Source organism: Noviherbaspirillum denitrificans, from assembly GCF_002211445.1.
In the GTDB taxonomy this organism is placed as follows: domain Bacteria; phylum Pseudomonadota; class Gammaproteobacteria; order Burkholderiales; family Burkholderiaceae_D; genus Noviherbaspirillum; species Noviherbaspirillum denitrificans.
This window is the reverse complement of record NZ_LSTO01000001.1, coordinates 1,511,932-1,528,530: the sequence shown is the minus strand read 5'-3', so window position 1 is coordinate 1,528,530 and position 16,599 is coordinate 1,511,932. Positions and strand designations below refer to the sequence as shown.

Below are 16,599 nucleotides of genomic sequence, written 5' to 3'. Positions count from 1 at the left end.
GCCGGCGCCGCCTCGATGGCCTTGCGCGCATCGGCGGCGCCCATGTTGGGAACAGTGCCGACGGTCGACCCGTCGGCGGGATTGGTCACGGCAAAGGTGGAAGCGGCATCCACCCATGCGCCGTTCAGGTAAGCCTGGCTGCGGAGCAGGGCGGCGTCGTTCAATGCGGGAAACGCGTGGTTCTGCGGCATGACGTTCTCCTCGTCTTTGTGCGAAGTGGAAAACGTAAAGCATAGCGCAACCGGACGGGGCGCGCCCGGGATTTGCGAACGACCGTTCTTACTGCTTCGGCTTCGCTTCCTCGCGGCGGTTGAAGCCGGCCACCATATCGAAGCGGAACAGCCGGCATTCCAGCGCGCCGTTGAAGAACGGCGTCTTGCGCGATTCCTTCAGGCGCAGCATTTTCGGCAGGCTGAGGTCGGCGGTGAACAGGAATACTTTCCAGCCCGGGAAGCGCTGCTTAAGCGTCGTGCTGAACGCGCTGTAAAACGCGGTCGCCAGTTCGTCAGGCGCCTGCGAGCGGTCGCCGCGCACGCCGATGCGTTCGCCGTAGGGCGGGTTGGTGATAATGATGCCCGGTTCTCCGGACGGCGGTTTCACTTCCTGCGCCTCGATCTGCTTGAGCGGCACGTCGAACTGGATACCCGCGTTGCGCAGGTTGTTGCGCGTCATGACGATCATGTCGCCGGAAATATCGCTGCCGAACAGGGTCGGTTTCCGCGGCAAGGGATTCGGACGGAAGCTGCCCTTGATCGCCTGCCATTCATCGGCCTTGAAACCAAGGAATTTTTCAAAGGCGAAACTGCGTCGCGCGCCGGGCGGAATGCCGGCGAGGATTTGCGCCGCCTCGATCAGGATAGTGCCGGAACCGCACATCGGGTCGAACAGCACCGTGCCCGGGGTCCAGCCCGACACACGCAGCAGGCCGGCCGCAAGGTTTTCGCGCAGCGGTGCGTCGCCGGTTTCCTGGCGCCAGCCGCGCTTGAACAGCGCTTCGCCGGAAGTATCCAGGTAAATGGTGTAGGTATGCGCATCGAGGAAGCCGGTGATCCGCATGTCGGGCGTGCGCGTGTTGACCGACGGACGCTCGCCGAACTGGTCGCGGAAGCGGTCGCACACCGCGTCCTTGATCTTCAGCGTGGTGAATTCCAGGCTCTTCAGCGGCGACTTGATCGCGGTGAGATCGACGCGGATCGTGTGCTCGACGCCGAACCAATCTTCCCATGGCTGCGCGAGCGTGAGGTCGTAGATGTCGTTTTCGTTGACGTACTTGCTGTGCGCGATACGCATCAGCACGCGCGAAGCGATGCGCGAGTGCAGGTTGATGCGGTAGCTGTCGGTCAGCGAACCGGAGCAGTGCACGCCGCCCGGCACCTGGTTGTGCACCTTGAGCGTCTTGCTTTGCTGGGCGATTTCGTTCAGTTCTTCCGCGAGTGCGGCTTCGAGCCCGCGCGGGCACGGGCAGAAATAGGAATGCGACATGGGGAACCCTTTATCCGTTAATTGCTTGCTTGTCCGGCGGCTGGCGCCGGGCTATTTCGTGAATGCGCGCTCGACGAAGTCCAGCCGGTCCTGACCCCAGAACCCTTCGCCGTCGACGATGTACCACGGTGAGCCGAACACGTTCTTGGCGATCGCCTCGTCGGTGTAGCGGTCCAGTTCGCCTTGCACGCTGGCTGTTTCGGACGATTTCAGCAGCGCCTTGCCGTCATGCCCGCAGTCGAGCGCGATGGCGATGAGCGTGTCGGCATCGCTGATATTCCGTTCTTCCGCCCATAGTGCGCGCATGAGCGCGCCGGCGAGGGCGAGTGCCGCGTCGGTGCCGTGCGCAAGGCGGGTGGCGATGATTAGCTTGGACGCCGCATCCGGCGGAACCGGGAAGAATTTCGGCTGCAGGTTGAGCGGCATCTGCAGGTACTCGCTCCAGCGTTTCAGTTCGATCAGCCGGTAGGCCTGGCGCTGCGGGGCGCGCTTCGCCAGTGGCAGTCCGCCGGAGACATTGAACACCTTGCCGATATCGCAAGGCTTCACGTCGAGCTGTACGCCATGCTTCTTCGCCATCGCGACCAGGCGCTCGTGGCCGAAATAGGTCCACGGCGAGATCGGGGTAAAGAAGTATTCGCATACCTTGCTCATGGCTGCCTCCGGATGGGAATCAGAATGGTTTCAGGACGACCAGCACGACGGCGCCCAGCAGGCCGAGCGTCGGCGCTTCATTGAACCAGCGGTACCACTTGTGGCTGTGCGTGTTGGCGCCCTGTTCGAACTTGCGCAGCAGCACGCCGCAGCCGTGGTGATACAAAACGAGGAATACGACGATTGCGAGCTTTGCATGCATCCAGCCGCTGCCCGGACCCTTGCCGACGCCGTAGCCCAGCCACATCCACAGGCCGAGCACGAGCGCCGGCACCGCAAGGATGGTCATGAAACGGTACAGCTTGCGCGCCATCAGCAGGAGGCGGGCTGTGGCGCCCTTGTCGGTTTCCATCGCCAGGTTGACGTAGATGCGCGGCAGGTAGAACAGCCCCGCGAACCACGAGGCGACGAAGAAGATGTGCAGTGCCTTGATCCAGAGAAAGCCCATGTAAATCCTGTGTGTTGTTGTTATTCGCGCACTTCGCCGTGGCCGAACACCACGTACTTCAGCGAGGTCAGCCCTTCGAGTCCGACCGGGCCGCGCGCATGCAGCTTATCGTTCGAAATACCGATCTCGGCGCCCAGGCCGTATTCGAAACCGTCGGCAAAGCGCGTCGATGCATTCACCATCACGGAAGCCGAATCCACCTCGCGCAGGAAGCGCATCGCGCGGGTGTAGTCCTCAGTGATGATGGCGTCGGTGTGTTGCGAGGAATAGGTGTTGATGTGCTCGATCGCCTCGCCCACGTCGGCCACGATCTTGACGGCGAGAATCGCTGCAAGGTATTCCGTGCGCCAGTCTTCTTCGGTCGCGGTCGTCAGGTGCTGGTAGCCGGACAGGATAGCGCGCGCCTCGTCGTCTGCACGCAATTCGACGTCCTTGGTGCCGTACAGTTCAGCCAGCTTCGGCAGTACCTGCGGCGCGATGCTGCGCGCGACGAGCAGGGTTTCCATGGTGTTGCAGGTGCCGTAGCGGTGGCACTTGGCATTGAAGGACACCTTTAGCGCCTTTTCGATATCGGCCTTGTCGTCGATGTAGACGTGGCAGATGCCGTCCAGGTGCTTGATCATCGGCACCTTGGATTCCTTCATCAGGCGCTCGATCAGGCCCTTGCCGCCGCGCGGAACGATCACGTCCACGTATTGCGGCATGGTGATGAGTTCGCCGACGGCGGCACGGTCGGTGGTCTCGACGATCTGCACTGCGTCCGACGGCAGTCCCGCGCCGGACAAGCCTTCCTTGACCAGCTGCGCCAGCGCCTGGTTGCAGTTGATGGCTTCCGAGCCGCCACGCAGGATGGTCGCGTTTCCGCTCTTGATGCACAGGCCGGCAGCGTCGACGGTCACGTTCGGGCGGGCTTCGTAGATGATGCCGATCACGCCCAGCGGCACGCGCATCTGGCCGACCTGGATGCCCGTCGGGCGGTATTTCATGTTGGAGATTTCGCCAATCGGATCGGGCAGGGAGGCGATCTGCTCCAGGCCTTCGGCCATCGTGGCGATCGCCTTGTCGGACAGTGTCAGGCGGTCGACCATGGCTTCGGCCAGGCCGTTGGCGCGGGCCGCGTCCAGGTCTTTCCGGTTCGCTGCACGCAGCGCGTCCGCGTCACGGCGGATGGCGGCGGCGATCAGTGTCAGCGCCTTGTTCTTGGCGCTGGTATCCGCCTTGGCCATGGCGCGCGATGCCTTGCGGGCGCACTGGCCGACGTCGTTCATGTAAGTCTTGATGTCCATGATGTGACCCTGCTTCGATTTTGCAAAATTCGGTAGGGTGCGCCCTGCGCACCATTGCGGGTGTTATCCGCGCGCGACCTTCAATCCCAGCTGCAGCAACGCATCCCACGCATCGCCGGCAAACGCCTTCGCGCGCAATCCTTTCACCATCTTATCGATCTGCGCAGCTTCCTGCAGCGCGCGCTCCAGCGTCGGCAGCTTCAGGCGCCGCAGTGCCGGTTCCATCAGCTTTTCGCGCGGCCCCCAGATGCGGTATTCCTTCAGCAGCATGCCGATCGCCTTGCCTTGCGCGGCGCCGGCCTTGATCTTGAGCAGCGTGCGGATTTCTTCCGCCATCGCCCACAGCACCAGCGGCAGCGCCTCGCCTTCGCCTTTCAGCCCTTCGATCATGCGCACAAGGCGCGCGGCGTCACCCGACAGCATCGCTTCGTTCAGCTTGAACACGTCGTAGCGGGCCACATTCAGCACCGCATCCTGCACTTGTTCGAAGCCCAGCTTGCCTTCGGGATACAGTAGCGCAAGTTTCTGGATTTCCTGGTGCGCCGCCAGCAGGTTGCCTTCCACACGGTCGGCAATGAAATCGATACTCGTGCGGTCCACGCTCTGCTTCTGCGCGGCCAAACGGTTTCCGATCCATGACGGCAGGTGCGCGCGCTCCACCAGCGGGATGTCGATATACACCGCAGCCTGCTGCAATGCCGCGACCCACGCGCTTTTCTGCGTCTGCCAGTCGAGCTTGGGCAGCGTGATCAGCGTGACATTGTCGGGATTCAGCGAGCCGGCATATTCCTGCAACGCCTGGCCGCCGTCCTTGCCCGGCTTTCCTGTCGGAATGCGCAATTCGATCAGCTTGCGGTCGCCGAACAGCGACTGCGACTGGTTGGCGGCAAGCAGCTCGCCCCATTTGAAGCTGCGCTCGACGACCAGCACTTCGCGCTCGGTCAGGCCCTGCGCGCGCGCCGTCTTGCGGATCTTGTCCGCCGCCTCCAGCGCGAGCAGGTGCTCGTCGCTGGTAATCACGTACAGCGGCGCGAGCGACTTCGCGAGATGGGCTTCGAGGGCGTCGAGCCGCAGCTGCATGATGTTTCCTTAGGCCTTGAGGGCGGAGATGCGGCGCAGGATCTGCTGCACCACGTCGGACTGCATGTCGCGGTAGAGCATCTCTTCTTCTTTCTCCTTCGCGATGACCTGCGATTCGTTGAAGCTGATGTCGCGCTTGAGCACCAGTTCGGTCGGCGCCAGCAGTTCCGCGCTCTTTTCGTCGATAACGCGGAACTTCACGCGGTAGTACAGCGAATACTCGCGGATGCGACCCTGCGTGTTCAGCGTGAGCGTCGCCTTTTCGCGGGCTTCGTTGAGCACTTCGATGGTCGCCTGCGCCAGCTTCTTGTCGTTGACGACGGCCGTATCGCCGCTCGCGCGGATGTAACGCCGAAGCTCGATACCCAGCGGTGAGGTTTCTGCCGTGCCGATGTAGACCGTCTTGAACGGCAGGCCGCCCTGGCCGTTGGCGCCGCGCAGCTGGAAGCCGCATGCGCCCAGCAGGAGGGCTGTGGACAGGGCGAGGACCGCGCGGCGTTTCATGGCTTCTCCGGAATCAGGCGACGATGTTGACCAGCTTGCCGGGCACGACGATGACTTTCTTCGGCGTGCCTTCGACGAACTTCTTCACGTTCTCGTTGGCCAGCGCGGCGGCTTCGATGGCGGCCTTGTCGGCATCCTTCGGCACCTTCACGCTGCCGCGCAGCTTGCCGTTGACCTGCACCACGAGCTCGATCTCGGCCTGTTCCAGCGCTGCCGGGTCGACCTGCGGCCATGCGGCGTCGAGGATGTCGCCGAAGGCGACGTTGAGGCCGAGTTCCTGCCACAGCACATGGGTGATGTGCGGCGCGACCGGGTAGAGCACGCGCAGGAACACCGACAGGCTTTCGGCGATCACGGCATTCGTCTGCGCGGAATCGTCGAGCTTCGCGCCTTCCAGCGTGTTCAGCATCTTCATGCAGGCCGAGACGACGGTGTTGTACTGCAGGCGGCGGAAGTCGTGGTCGGCCTGCTGCAGGATCTTGTGGATCTCGCGGCGCAGCGCCTTGTGCTGCTCGGGCAGGGCGCCGAAATCGATTTCCTGCGCGGCCTTTACGCGGTCGGCCTGTGCATGGGCGAAAGTCCAGACGCGGCGCAGGAAGCGGTTCGCGCCTTCCACGCCGGCGTCATTCCACTCCAGCGTCTGTTCCGGCGGCGACGCGAACATCACGAACAGGCGGGCAGTATCCGCGCCGTACTGGTCGATCAGGTCTTGCGGGTCGACGCCGTTGTTCTTCGACTTCGACATCGTGCCGACGCCGTCATAGGACACGGCCGAGCCGTCGCTCTTGAGCTTGGCGCCAACGATGCGGCCGCTGTCGTCGTGGATGTTCTCGACTTCGTGCGGCCAGAAGTATTCGATCGCGCCCTGGAGCGTGCGGCGGGAATAGATGTGGTTCAGCACCATGCCCTGCGTGAGCAGGTTGGTGAAGGGCTCGTCGACCTTGACCAGGCCGAGGTCGCGCATGACTTTGGTCCAGAAGCGCGCGTACAGCAGGTGCAGGATCGCGTGTTCGATGCCGCCGATGTACTGGTCCATCGGCATCCAGTAGTTGGCGCCGCCGGCGACCATCTGTTCGTCGTTCTTCGGATCGCAATAGCGCATGAAGTACCACGACGAGTCGACGAAGGTATCCATCGTGTCCGTTTCACGGCGCGCCGGCTTGCCGCACTGCGGGCAGTCGCAGCGCAGGAAGTCTTCGCGCTTGTTCAGCGGATTGCCTGAGCCGTCCGGCACGCAGTCCTGCGGCAGCACGACCGGCAGGTCCTTTTCCGGAACCGGCACCGAGCCGCAGCTTTCGCAGTGGATGATCGGGATCGGCGTGCCCCAGTAGCGCTGGCGGGAAATGCCCCAGTCGCGCAGGCGCCAGGTGGTCTTCTTCTCGCCGTCGCCCTTGGTAGCGAGATCGGCGGCAATCTTGTCGACCGCGGCCTTGTAGCTCAGTCCGTTATACGCGCCGGAATTGACAGTCACGCCGCGCTGCTTGTCGCCGTACCATTCCTGCCAGGCATCGAGGGAATAGGTTTCGCCTTCGACCGCGATGACCTGCTCGATCGGCAGGTTGTATTTCTTGGCGAATGCGAAATCGCGCTCGTCGTGCGCCGGCACGCCCATCACGGCGCCGTCGCCGTAAGTGATCAGCACGTAGTTGCCAACCCAGACCTCGACCTGCTTGCCGGTCAGCGGATGGGTGACGAACAGGCCGGTGGGCAGGCCTTCCTTTTCCTTGAGCGCCAGTTCGGCTTCGGTCGTGCCGCCACGCTTGCATTCTTCGATGAAGGCAGCGAGCTTCGGATTCGACGCGGCTGCGTGCGTGGCCAGCGGATGTTCCGGCGCCACCGCGCAGAAGGTCACGCCCATAATGGTGTCGGCGCGTGTGGTGAACACGAACAGCTTGCCGTCCTGGATCAGCTTGCCTTCCGCATCGCGGATTTCGTGCGGGAAGGCGAAACGCACGCCTTCGCTCTTGCCGATCCAGTTTTCCTGCATGATGCGTACGCGTTCCGGCCAGCCGGGCAGCTTGTTGACCACGTGGTCGAGCAGTTCTTCCGCGTAGTCAGTGATCTTCAGGTAGTAGCCGGGGATCTCGCGCTTCTCGACCAGTGCGCCGGTGCGCCAGCCGCGGCCGTCGATGACTTGTTCATTTGCCAGCACGGTCTGGTCGACCGGATCCCAGTTCACGACCTGGGTCTTGCGGTAGGCGATGCCTTTTTCCAGCATCTTCAGGAACAGCCACTGGTTCCATTTGTAGTAGCTCGGATCGCAGGTAGCGACTTCGCGCGACCAGTCGATCGCAAGACCCATCGCCTGCATCTGCTTCTTCATGTAGGCGATGTTGTCGTACGTCCATTTCGCCGGCGGCACGCCGTTCTTCAGCGCGGCGTTCTCGGCGGGCAGGCCGAACGCGTCCCAGCCCATCGGCATCAGCACGTTGTAGCCGTTCATGCGCAGGAAGCGCGACAGCATGTCGTTGATGGTGTAGTTGCGGACGTGACCCATGTGCAGCTTCCCGGACGGGTAGGGCAGCATGGAGCAGGCATAGAATTTTTTCTTTTCGTTGCCGTTGCGGTCCTTGGCGTGCTCGACGGTCTTGTACGCGTCGATCGCATTCCAGTGTGCGTGCGCCGCTTTTTCGACGTCGCCGGGAAGATATTTTTCTTGCATGGCGGATGAGGCTGGTGAAAGTGGATGTGAACCGACCATTATACCGTCCCGGCACGCTCTTTCGCGCCGCGGCGGCGAGGGAATTTGGGGCGGAAATCAGTGCAGGAGCAGGCTTAGCGGCGGGCGCTGGCCGTGCTCGATGCAGCGTTCGTTGACTTCGGCGGCGCATTCCTGCAGCGCCGCGAGTATTTCCGGCGCTTCGCGGCGCAGGAAATCGGTGTGCAGGACTTCGATGCGCAGCATGTCGTCCGGCAGGAGAGTAAATTTCGTCATGCCGTCGCCATCGCGCAGGCCGCCCAGGCAGTCGATCCAGGCATCCATGTTGCGGCCGTAGAAATCGGGGAAGCCGAATGCGGCCTTGCATTCGTCATGGAAGGCCTTCCAGGTGGCGATGCGGCGGCCGTCGAGCGTCACGGAAGCCATGGCTTACTTTTCCTTGGCGTCGGTGACGAAACCCAGCTTGGTCATGCCGTTGGTCTGGGCGGCGGACATGACGCGTGCGATGACTTCGTAGCGAGTCGACTTGTCGGCGCGCAGTTGCAGTTCCGGCTGCGGATTCTTTTGCGATTCCTGCGCCAGGCGCGGGCCGAGGTCTTTTTCCTCGACCGGGTCGTTGTTCCAGAAGACGCGGCCTTCGCCGTTGATCGACAGGGTGATTGTTTCCGGCTTCTGCGGCGAGGCGGCTGCGGGCGCATTCGGCAGGTCGAGCTTGATCGCGTGCGTGAACAGCGGCGCGGTGATGATGAAGATCACGAGCAGCACCAGCATCACGTCGACCATCGGCGTGACATTGATGTCCGACATCGGCGCCTGCTTGTTGTTGTCGTTGAATCCGCCAAAGGCCATGGCGACTCTCCTTACTTGCCCACGCGGGCGCCGGTGGTGAGGAAGGCGTGCAGGTCGTGTGCGAACGCGTCCAGCTCGGCCAGCGTGACGCGGTTGACGCGGGTGAAGGCGTTATAGGCGAGTACCGCCGGAATGGCGACCACCAGGCCCAGTGCGGTCATGATCAGGGCTTCGCCGACCGGGCCGGCCACCTTGTCGATCTGGACCGTGCCGCTGGTGGAAACCGCAACCAGCGCGTGATAGATGCCCCACACGGTGCCGAACAGGCCGACGAAGGGCGCGGTCGAGCCGACCGAGGCGAGCAGGGTGAGACCGTTTTCCAGGCGCGACGACACGCGGTTGATTTCCTGGCGCAGCGTGCGGGTGATCAGTTCGCTCGGGTCGATGCTCGCATTCAGCGATCCGGCTTGCGCCGTCACGTTGGCGGCTTCCGCACTCTGGATCGCAAGCGGCGCGTAGACATATTCGGTATCCGCGTTGCGCATGACCGAGATGGCGTCGGTCAGTGTCGGCGCCTTCCAGAATCCTTCCAGGGCGCCGGCGCTGCGGCGGATGCGCCATGAACTCCAGGCCTTCGAAAAGATGTAATACCAGCTGACGACAGACATCAGCAGAAGCAGATAGGCGACCGCGTGCGAGACAGCATCGCCCTGGGCCCAGTAATGCGCGAATCCGAGAGACTGGTTCATGTCGTGTCAAAAAGATTAATTGTTCTGAAGTTTAAACGGAATGGGCACCTGATACCACTCCGCAACCGGCTTGCCGTCGACGGTAGCGGGCTTGAAGCGCCAGCTGAGCACCGTTCTTCGCGCAGATTCGTCGAGTAGCGTGTGGCCACTCGTCTTTGCAATCTCCACGGCGCCTGCTGTTCCCTCGGCCGTGACGAGTACGCGCAGGATGACTGTGCCTTCATCGCCGTTGCTGAGGGCAATGCGCGGGTAGGGCGGTGTGCGGTTCGTCGCGGCGTAGCTTGCCTCCGAGGCGCTGGTGCGCACGGGGGAAGGCGATGCCGGTGGTGCCGGCGGTGCGGAAACTGTCGCGGGCGGTGCGGCAGCGGGTCCGGGTTTTGCTTCGAATGCGGCTTCGGGAACCTGGACGGGAGGTGTGGACTTCGCTTGCGGAGCGGGCCGAGTCTCGGCTTGCGGCCGAGGAGCAGGGCGCTCCTTCTTCAGCGCAGGCGGTGCAGGTTGCGGTGGAGCGGGCTGTACTGGGGTGGGTGGCGCTGCAACGGGCGGAGGTTCGGGAGGAACGATCCGTACTTGCAGCGGTTCCGCAGGTTTGTCGGGCGAGGGGGAAGTCATCAGCCCGGCCACGACAGCCGCGATCAGTCCCGCATGCAGCAGGATGGTCGCGGCGGCGGGAAGCGGCGCGGGGCTTGGCATGATGGCCGGCGCCTTTGTCTGTTATTTCAGGCCGAGCACATCCTGCATGTCGTACAGGCCGGTCTTCTTGTCGGCGAGGAAGCGTGCGGCGCGGACGCTGCCCTGCGCATAGCTGAAACGACTGGACGACTTGTGGCTGATCTCGATGCGCTCGCCAATGCCCGCGAACAGCACGGTATGGTCGCCGACGATGTCGCCGCCACGGATGGTTGCGAAGCCGATGGACGACGGATCACGCTCGCCGGTCACGCCTTCGCGCGCATACACGGCGACATCATCGAGGTTGCGCCCGAGCGCGGAGGCGATGACTTCGCCCATCTTGAGCGCGGTGCCCGACGGCGCATCGACCTTGTGGCGGTGGTGCGCCTCGACGATTTCGATGTCGTAGCCGTGCGAAAAGCTCTTTGCCGCCATTTCGAGCAGCTTGAGCGTGACGTTGACGCCGACGCTCATGTTCGGCGCGAATACCACCGCTGTCTTTTGAGCCGCCGTAGCGATGGCGGCCTTGCCCGCTTCATCAAAGCCGGTCGTGCCGATGATGACCTTGATGCCGTGCGCGGCACAGTATTCGAGGTGCTTGAGCGTGCCTTCGGGCCGCGTGAAGTCGATCAGGAATTCCGCGTTGGCCAGTGCTTTTGCGAGATCGGACTCGATCGTCACGCCTGCCGGCTTGCCAAGGAAGGCGGCAGCGTCGGTACCGAGCGCCGGCGATTGCGGCACGTCGAGCGCGCCGACAAGCTTCGCGTCGTCGGCATTCTGGATGGTTTCGATCAGCATGCGGCCCATGCGGCCGGATGCGCCTGCTACGGCGATGTTCAATTGGCTCATGTGAGGCTCTTATTTGCCGGCGGTGCCGGCGATGAATGCGAGGTATTCTTGTTCGGTGGGCAGCGTGTCGCCGTCGATGTTGACCAGGCGGTTGTCCTTGAAGAAGACCGTCACACGGCTGGCAATGACTTCGCCGGAGCTCTTCTTCAGGCGGAAAACGTAGTCCCAGCGGTCGGCGTGGAACATGTCGGTCAGCAGCGGCGTGCCGAGCACGAAGCGCACCTGTTCACGGGTCACGCCTTCGCTGCGTTGCATGCCTTCCTTGAGCTGGGCGACCATTTCACGGGAAACGAAATTGCCTTGCTGGATATCGATGCGGTAGGGCGTGAGGAAGGCGAGGAAGCGTTCCACGCCGCCCGGTTTCGATGTCGTCACCGCCCCCGGTGCAGCCGCGGCCGCCGGTTCGTCGATCAAAGGATTCTTGCTCGCGCAACCGGGCAGCACGGCAACGGCAAGGCAGAGTGCCGCCGCGAGGGCTGAACGGTCAGGACGGAAGGACGGCAGTCGCATAAATGGTTCTCAATTCGTTGAGCAATCGGGCCAAAACGCTATATGATAAAGCAGATATCAGGAAACCGAACATCAACATGCCGAACACACCCAACGATCTGAAAGCCAGCGGCCTGAAGGCGACGCTGCCGCGGCTCAAGATCCTCGAGATTTTCCAGACCAGCAATGTCCGCCACCTGAGCGCGGAAGACGTGTACAAGATTCTCCTCGCCGAAAACATGGATGTCGGTTTGGCAACGGTTTATCGCGTGCTGACGCAATTCGAGCAAGCCGGCCTGCTGCATCGTAACCATTTCGAGACCGGCAAGGCCGTGTTCGAACTGAACGCGGGGTCGCACCATGATCATCTGGTCTGTGTCGATTGCGGCAGGGTGGAAGAGTTTTACGACGAAGAGATTGAAAAGCGCCAGCAGAAGATCGCAAAAGAGCGCGGATTCGATATCACCGAACATGCGCTGGCTCTCTACGGCCACTGCACCAAGGGCGATTGTCCCCACCGGCCCCGATAAGCGCCGGCAAGAACCTGCTTTCCCGTCCGTGCAGCCGGCATGAACCGGCTCGCGGGCCATGTATCTCCCTCGATGACAGCAAACTCCGAAACAAGAATTTATCCACGCAAGCTCTTGCGCGGGCAGGCGCGTATCGCGCTTCCCGGCATGTCAGCCATGCGGGCGAAGACCATTGACGTATCGCTTGGCGGTCTCTGCCTGATGGTGCCCGAGCAGATTTCCCCGGGCAAGATCTGCAATGTCGGTTTTGAAGCGCCGCTGAACGGCAAGATGGTGCGCGTCTTCGCTGTCGGCAAGGTCGTCTACAGCATCTTGGCCGGGACAGAGGGATTCCGTACCGGCTTGCAATTCACAGAAGTGGATGCGGCTAACAACAAGTTGCTGGCCGAGGTGATGCTCTAGGCTAGTTGTGGCTGAGCGCGTTGGACAGCAGCTTGGCCGTGATGTCGACGATTGGAATCACCCGCTCGTAGGCCATGCGCGTGGGGCCAATGACGCCGAGAGTGCCAACGATCTTGCCATTGACCTCATACGGCGCGGTGACGATGCTCATTTCCTCGACGGGTACCAGCTGCGATTCGCCGCCAATGAAAATCTGTACGCCGGTCGCCTTGCTCGACACATCAAGCAACTGCATCAGTCCGGTTTTCTGTTCGAACAGGTCGAACAGCTTGCGCAGCGAATTCATGTTGGACGCTAGATCCGTGACGCTGAGCAGGTTGCGCTCGCCGGAAATCACGACGTCTTCCTCGTTTTCGGCCATCGCATCGCTGCCCGCCTCCACGGCGGCCTGCATCAGGCGCGTCATGTCGTCGCGCAGCTGGCGCAATTCGTTCTGCAGCCGGTTGCGCACTTCGTCGAAGCCGAGACCCGCGTAGTGCTGGTTGATGTAGTTGGCGGCCTGCACGAGTTGGGCTGGCGTGTAGTCGACATCGGTCAGCAGCAGGCGGTTCTGCACGTCGCCGTTGGGCGTGACGATCACGAGCAGGATGCGTTTTTCGGACAGCCGCATGAACTCGATTTGCTGGAAGACCGATTCATGGCGCGGTGTCATCACGACGCCCGCGAACTGCGACAGCGAGGACAGCATTTGCGCGGCATTGGAAATGATCTTTTGCGGCGACGCGGTATGCAGGCGCGACTGCAGTTTCGATTCCACGGTTGTTTCGTCGATCGGCTGCACCGTCAGCAGGCTGTCGACGAATACCCGGTAGCCGCGCGGCGTCGGTATGCGGCCGGCCGAGGTGTGCGGGCTGCACACATAGCCCAGCTCTTCCAGGTCGGCCATGATGTTGCGAATGGTCGCCGGGGAGAGTTCCAAGCCTGAAATCCTGGACAAGGCGCGCGAGCCGACCGGTTGGCCGTCGGCGATATACCGTTCGACCAGGGCCTTGAGCAGTGTTTGTGCGCGGGAATCGAGTTGCATAGGGTTATTTTACCCACCCGGGAGAGCGTGTGCCACACGCTGTTGCCCGCATGAGTCAACGTGTCAAAGGGTCATTGTCCTTCAGCCATTGTTCCAGTTGGTGCAAATTGCCGAATACAGCATCCGGCGTCACATGCGACGGCAGTACCCGGTCCTGTCCGATTTCCACCCGGTTGATCCAGGCGGCACGCAGGCCCGCTTTCTGCGCGCCTTCCACATCCAGCAGCGGATCGTCACCCACATACAGTGTTTCAGCTGGCGCAACGCCCAGCGCATCGCATGCGGCATGGAAAATCGCCGCGTCGGGCTTGGCGCAACCGATACGGTGTGCCGCCACCGAAGCCTGGAAGTAATGCGCAATCCCGATCGCATCCAGGTCGGCCACGCCATTCGACACGGAGCCCAGCATCACACGGCTGCGCAGGTTTTCCAGCGCGGGCAGCACATCCGCGAAAGGCGTCACTTCGTTGCGCGCCTTCGAAAACACCTCCATCGCCTCGTCCACCAAACGCGTATCCAGCCCGGCGTCGGCAAAAGCCTCGAGCAGCACGGTGCGGCGCAGTATCCGCAAGTCCCGCTGGTATACCGGGTCGCTGGCCATCAACTGTTGCCGCCGCTCGCGCATGCTTTCGATCGTGACACGCTCCGTGACCGGCGCGGCATGCAATTTCAACCATGCATAGAGCAACTTTTCCGCCCGTTGGATCACCGGCACGATCGGCCACAATGTGTCGTCCAGGTCAAACAGGACGGCTCGGATACTTGACATATGGGTCCTGCCTTACTCGTTTCAATGCCTGTAACAGGCCGTGAAATTATGGTCTAATCTCTGGCATGTTGCCTTTCAAGCCATTCGACCGCGCCGCCACCTTCCAGACTGTTGCCATTATCGGCAAGTACATGGCTGCGGGCATTCAACAGTCATTGTCCGACATTGCCGATTTCCTTGCCGGAGCCGGGCTCAAGGTTGTGCTCGAGGCGGAAACCGCGCAGAACGTAACGCTGCCCGGCGTGCCGATCATGACGCCAGCCGAAATCGGCCACCATGCGGACGTGGCCATCGTCGTTGGCGGTGACGGCACCATGCTAGGCATTGCACGCCAGCTAGCGCCGTACAACGTTCCCCTGATCGGCATCAACCAGGGCCGGCTCGGCTTCATGACCGATATTCCGCAGGAGGGCATGGTCCAGGTCCTTGCCGACATGCTGGGCGGCAAGCTGGATTCCGAACAGCGCACGCTGCTGGAAGGCACGGTCCTGCGTGACGGTGAACCGATTTTCCATGCGCTTGCCTTCAACGACGTGGTCGTGGCGCGCGGTTCGACGACCGGCATGACCGAACTGAAGGTCGAGGTTGACGGTCATTTCATGTACAACCAGCGCTCCGATGGCTTGATCATTTCCACGCCGACCGGGTCGACCGCCTACGCATTGTCCGCCGGCGGCCCGCTGCTGCACCCGAGCCTATCGGGCATGGTGCTGGTGCCGATCGCGCCGCACGCGCTGTCCAACCGCCCGATCGTGGTGCCGGATACCTGCACTGTGGTGGTGGAAATCATGGGCGGGCGCGATATCAGCGTCAATTTCGACATGCAGGGGCTGGCCAGCCTGCAGCATCATGACCGCATTTTCATCCGCCGTTCGGCGCACACCATTACCTTCCTGCATCCGCAAGGCTGGAGCTACTACGATACCTTGAGGGAAAAGCTCCACTGGAACGAATATCCCTCCGTGGCAGGGAAGTTAAAATAGCAGGCTGTTTTTGCCTCAAAAACCATTTCCGACATGCTGCGCACTCTTTCCATCCGCGATTTCGTGATCGTTGATTCGATCGAACTCGAGTTTGCCCCGGGCTTTTCCGTCTTCACCGGCGAGACCGGCGCCGGCAAGTCGATCCTGATCGACGCCCTCGCACTGGCCCTCGGCGGCCGTGGCGACGCCAGCGTCGTGCGCGAAGGCGCGGCCAAGGCAGACGTTACGGCCGAGTTCAGTACGCACGACGAAGTCGACGCCTGGCTGGCCGAGCAGGAATTCAGCAATGACGAAGGCGCGGTGCTCTTGCGTCGCGTCATCGACAATGCGGGCCGCTCGAGGGCTTTCATCAATGGCATCACCGCGACCGCTGCCCAGTTGCGCGAGCTTGGTGAAATGCTGGTCGACATCCATGGCCAGCATGCGCACCAGTCGCTTTTGAAGGCCGATGCTCAGCGAGTGCTGCTTGATACGCAGGCCGGCCTGCTCGACGATTCCAAGGCAGTTGCCGCCGCCCACAAGGCATGGCGCGCACTGGCGCGGCAGCGCGAGGAATTCGAAACCAATGCAAAGAATGTCTTGCTCGAGCGCGAACGGCTCGAGTGGCAGGTCGGCGAGCTGGAAAAGCTGGCCGTCAAGCCGGGCGAATGGACCGAGGTCACCAACGAACACAGCCGGCTTGCGCATGCTGCCAGCCTGATCGAAGGCGCGCAGGAAGCGCTGACCGTGATTTCTGAATCCGACACCAGCCCGATCCTCTCCCAGCTGACCGCGCTGACGCAAAAGCTCGGCAAGCTCTCGGATGTGGATGCCGCGCTCAAGCCGGTCGTTGACGCCCTCGAGCCTGCGCGCATCCAGCTGCAGGAGGCGGTGTACGCGCTGAACGATTACCTCGGCCGCGTCGAGCTCGACCCGGAACGCCTGCAGGAAGTGGAGGCGCGCGTCGATGCGATCCATTCCACCGCACGCAAATTCCGCGTAGCCCCCGAGGACTTGCCGCAGGAATATGAATCCCTATCATCGCAGCTGAAGCAGCTCGCCGACGCCAGCGACGTCGAAGCCCTGCGCGCGCAGGAGGAAAAACTCAAGGCGGCCTACATGGCGGCTGCGGGCAAGCTGTCGCAGGCGCGTGGCAAAGCAGCCAAGGCCTTGAGCGAGGCGGTCACGACGGCCATGCAAGACCTGAGCATGTCGGGAGGCCGTTTCGTCATCGCACTCAATGCGTGCGAA

Annotated in this window: 20 protein-coding genes; 4 read left to right on the top strand and 16 right to left on the bottom strand. The window is 62.4% G+C overall.

Translation table 11 applies throughout. The features are described from left to right. The 14 genes from AYR66_RS28240 to AYR66_RS07545 all read right to left on the bottom strand — a co-directional run. Nucleotides 1-191, bottom strand: a 191-nt coding sequence (locus AYR66_RS28240) for an aldehyde dehydrogenase family protein (RefSeq protein ID WP_234814849.1), incomplete at its 3' end; no start/stop codon positions are given. Between the two features lie 88 nt (nucleotides 192-279). Then, nucleotides 280-1,482, bottom strand: a complete 1,203-nt coding sequence (locus AYR66_RS07605; protein WP_088707007.1) for a THUMP domain-containing class I SAM-dependent RNA methyltransferase — start codon at nucleotides 1,480-1,482, stop codon at nucleotides 280-282. 51 nt (nucleotides 1,483-1,533) lie between these two features. Then, nucleotides 1,534-2,136: a 2-hydroxychromene-2-carboxylate isomerase gene (locus AYR66_RS07600; RefSeq protein ID WP_088707006.1), complete on the bottom strand. Its 603-nt coding sequence runs from the start codon at nucleotides 2,134-2,136 to the stop codon at nucleotides 1,534-1,536. A gap of 19 nt (nucleotides 2,137-2,155) precedes the next feature. Next, nucleotides 2,156-2,584, bottom strand: a complete 429-nt coding sequence (locus tag AYR66_RS07595; RefSeq protein WP_088707005.1) for a CopD family protein — start codon at nucleotides 2,582-2,584, stop codon at nucleotides 2,156-2,158. A 20-nt stretch (nucleotides 2,585-2,604) separates the two neighbouring features. Next, nucleotides 2,605-3,870: a glutamate-5-semialdehyde dehydrogenase gene (locus AYR66_RS07590; protein ID WP_170942094.1), complete on the bottom strand. Its 1,266-nt coding sequence runs from the start codon at nucleotides 3,868-3,870 to the stop codon at nucleotides 2,605-2,607. 63 nt (nucleotides 3,871-3,933) lie between these two features. Continuing rightward, a complete protein-coding gene (holA, locus tag AYR66_RS07585; RefSeq protein ID WP_088707003.1) occupies nucleotides 3,934-4,950 on the bottom strand; it encodes a DNA polymerase III subunit delta in 1,017 nt (338 codons plus the stop codon). A 9-nt stretch (nucleotides 4,951-4,959) separates the two neighbouring features. Then, on the bottom strand, nucleotides 4,960-5,454 hold the full coding sequence (locus tag AYR66_RS07580) for an LPS-assembly lipoprotein LptE (protein ID WP_088707002.1): 495 nt from the start codon (nucleotides 5,452-5,454) through the stop codon (nucleotides 4,960-4,962). 13 nt (nucleotides 5,455-5,467) lie between these two features. Further along, entirely contained in the window at nucleotides 5,468-8,116 is a 2,649-nt protein-coding gene (gene leuS / locus AYR66_RS07575) for a leucine--tRNA ligase (RefSeq protein ID WP_088707001.1), read from the bottom strand. 96 nt (nucleotides 8,117-8,212) lie between these two features. Next, a complete protein-coding gene (locus AYR66_RS07570; RefSeq protein WP_088707000.1) occupies nucleotides 8,213-8,539 on the bottom strand; it encodes a barstar family protein in 327 nt (108 codons plus the stop codon). Between the two features lie 3 nt (nucleotides 8,540-8,542). Then, nucleotides 8,543-8,962, bottom strand: coding sequence for an ExbD/TolR family protein (locus AYR66_RS07565; RefSeq protein WP_088706999.1), 420 nt, complete (start codon nucleotides 8,960-8,962; stop codon nucleotides 8,543-8,545). A gap of 11 nt (nucleotides 8,963-8,973) precedes the next feature. Beyond that, nucleotides 8,974-9,651 (bottom strand): MotA/TolQ/ExbB proton channel family protein, encoded by a 678-nt coding sequence (locus tag AYR66_RS07560; protein WP_088706998.1) that lies wholly within the window; start codon nucleotides 9,649-9,651, stop codon nucleotides 8,974-8,976. A gap of 15 nt (nucleotides 9,652-9,666) precedes the next feature. Further along, nucleotides 9,667-10,344 (bottom strand): energy transducer TonB, encoded by a 678-nt coding sequence (locus AYR66_RS07555; protein ID WP_088706997.1) that lies wholly within the window; start codon nucleotides 10,342-10,344, stop codon nucleotides 9,667-9,669. 21 nt (nucleotides 10,345-10,365) lie between these two features. Beyond that, a complete protein-coding gene (gene dapB / locus AYR66_RS07550) occupies nucleotides 10,366-11,172 on the bottom strand; it encodes a 4-hydroxy-tetrahydrodipicolinate reductase (protein ID WP_088706996.1) in 807 nt (268 codons plus the stop codon). Between the two features lie 9 nt (nucleotides 11,173-11,181). Next, nucleotides 11,182-11,682: an outer membrane protein assembly factor BamE gene (locus AYR66_RS07545; RefSeq protein WP_088706995.1), complete on the bottom strand. Its 501-nt coding sequence runs from the start codon at nucleotides 11,680-11,682 to the stop codon at nucleotides 11,182-11,184. A 77-nt stretch (nucleotides 11,683-11,759) separates the two neighbouring features. Between AYR66_RS07545 and fur the strand changes: the two genes are divergently transcribed. Together fur and AYR66_RS07535 are read left to right on the top strand one after the other, a co-directional pair. Continuing rightward, nucleotides 11,760-12,191 carry a ferric iron uptake transcriptional regulator gene (fur, locus tag AYR66_RS07540; RefSeq protein ID WP_088706994.1) on the top strand — a complete coding sequence of 144 codons (432 nt, stop codon included), beginning with the start codon at nucleotides 11,760-11,762 and terminating at the stop codon, nucleotides 12,189-12,191. 39 nt (nucleotides 12,192-12,230) lie between these two features. Next, a complete protein-coding gene (locus tag AYR66_RS07535) occupies nucleotides 12,231-12,593 on the top strand; it encodes a PilZ domain-containing protein (protein WP_088706993.1) in 363 nt (120 codons plus the stop codon). A gap of 1 nt (nucleotide 12,594) precedes the next feature. On the opposite strand, the gene hrcA is transcribed toward AYR66_RS07535, so the two are convergent. Both hrcA and AYR66_RS07525 read right to left on the bottom strand, forming a co-directional pair. Continuing rightward, nucleotides 12,595-13,617 (bottom strand): heat-inducible transcriptional repressor HrcA, encoded by a 1,023-nt coding sequence (gene hrcA / locus AYR66_RS07530; protein WP_088706992.1) that lies wholly within the window; start codon nucleotides 13,615-13,617, stop codon nucleotides 12,595-12,597. A gap of 55 nt (nucleotides 13,618-13,672) precedes the next feature. Next, on the bottom strand, nucleotides 13,673-14,386 hold the full coding sequence (locus AYR66_RS07525; protein ID WP_088706991.1) for an HAD family hydrolase: 714 nt from the start codon (nucleotides 14,384-14,386) through the stop codon (nucleotides 13,673-13,675). A 65-nt stretch (nucleotides 14,387-14,451) separates the two neighbouring features. Between AYR66_RS07525 and AYR66_RS07520 the strand changes: the two genes are divergently transcribed. Together AYR66_RS07520 and AYR66_RS07515 are read left to right on the top strand one after the other, a co-directional pair. After that, nucleotides 14,452-15,369, top strand: coding sequence for an NAD kinase (locus AYR66_RS07520; RefSeq protein ID WP_088706990.1), 918 nt, complete (start codon nucleotides 14,452-14,454; stop codon nucleotides 15,367-15,369). Nucleotides 15,370-15,402: 33 nt separating this feature from the next. Beyond that, nucleotides 15,403-16,599, top strand: a 1,197-nt coding sequence (locus AYR66_RS07515; protein WP_088709675.1) for a DNA repair protein RecN, incomplete at its 3' end; no start/stop codon positions are given.

What these genes read in the sequence shown, in the direction of transcription:
- AYR66_RS07605 (WP_088707007.1), bottom strand. Translation starts at nt 1,482, where the DNA reads ATGTCGCATTCCTATTTCTGCCCGTGCCCGCGCGGGCTCGAAGCCGCA.
- AYR66_RS07600 (WP_088707006.1), bottom strand. Translation starts at nt 2,136, where the DNA reads ATGAGCAAGGTATGCGAATACTTCTTTACCCCGATCTCGCCGTGGACC.
- AYR66_RS07595 (WP_088707005.1), bottom strand. Translation starts at nt 2,584, where the DNA reads ATGGGCTTTCTCTGGATCAAGGCACTGCACATCTTCTTCGTCGCCTCG.
- AYR66_RS07590 (WP_170942094.1), bottom strand. Translation starts at nt 3,870, where the DNA reads ATGGACATCAAGACTTACATGAACGACGTCGGCCAGTGCGCCCGCAAG.
- holA (WP_088707003.1), bottom strand. Translation starts at nt 4,950, where the DNA reads ATGCAGCTGCGGCTCGACGCCCTCGAAGCCCATCTCGCGAAGTCGCTC.
- AYR66_RS07580 (WP_088707002.1), bottom strand. Translation starts at nt 5,454, where the DNA reads ATGAAACGCCGCGCGGTCCTCGCCCTGTCCACAGCCCTCCTGCTGGGC.
- leuS (WP_088707001.1), bottom strand. Translation starts at nt 8,116, where the DNA reads ATGCAAGAAAAATATCTTCCCGGCGACGTCGAAAAAGCGGCGCACGCA.
- AYR66_RS07570 (WP_088707000.1), bottom strand. Translation starts at nt 8,539, where the DNA reads ATGGCTTCCGTGACGCTCGACGGCCGCCGCATCGCCACCTGGAAGGCC.
- AYR66_RS07565 (WP_088706999.1), bottom strand. Translation starts at nt 8,962, where the DNA reads ATGGCCTTTGGCGGATTCAACGACAACAACAAGCAGGCGCCGATGTCG.
- AYR66_RS07560 (WP_088706998.1), bottom strand. Translation starts at nt 9,651, where the DNA reads ATGAACCAGTCTCTCGGATTCGCGCATTACTGGGCCCAGGGCGATGCT.
- AYR66_RS07555 (WP_088706997.1), bottom strand. Translation starts at nt 10,344, where the DNA reads ATGCCAAGCCCCGCGCCGCTTCCCGCCGCCGCGACCATCCTGCTGCAT.
- dapB (WP_088706996.1), bottom strand. Translation starts at nt 11,172, where the DNA reads ATGAGCCAATTGAACATCGCCGTAGCAGGCGCATCCGGCCGCATGGGC.
- AYR66_RS07545 (WP_088706995.1), bottom strand. Translation starts at nt 11,682, where the DNA reads ATGCGACTGCCGTCCTTCCGTCCTGACCGTTCAGCCCTCGCGGCGGCA.
- fur (WP_088706994.1), top strand. Translation starts at nt 11,760, where the DNA reads ATGCCGAACACACCCAACGATCTGAAAGCCAGCGGCCTGAAGGCGACG.
- AYR66_RS07535 (WP_088706993.1), top strand. Translation starts at nt 12,231, where the DNA reads ATGAACCGGCTCGCGGGCCATGTATCTCCCTCGATGACAGCAAACTCC.
- hrcA (WP_088706992.1), bottom strand. Translation starts at nt 13,617, where the DNA reads ATGCAACTCGATTCCCGCGCACAAACACTGCTCAAGGCCCTGGTCGAA.
- AYR66_RS07525 (WP_088706991.1), bottom strand. Translation starts at nt 14,386, where the DNA reads ATGTCAAGTATCCGAGCCGTCCTGTTTGACCTGGACGACACATTGTGG.
- AYR66_RS07520 (WP_088706990.1), top strand. Translation starts at nt 14,452, where the DNA reads ATGTTGCCTTTCAAGCCATTCGACCGCGCCGCCACCTTCCAGACTGTT.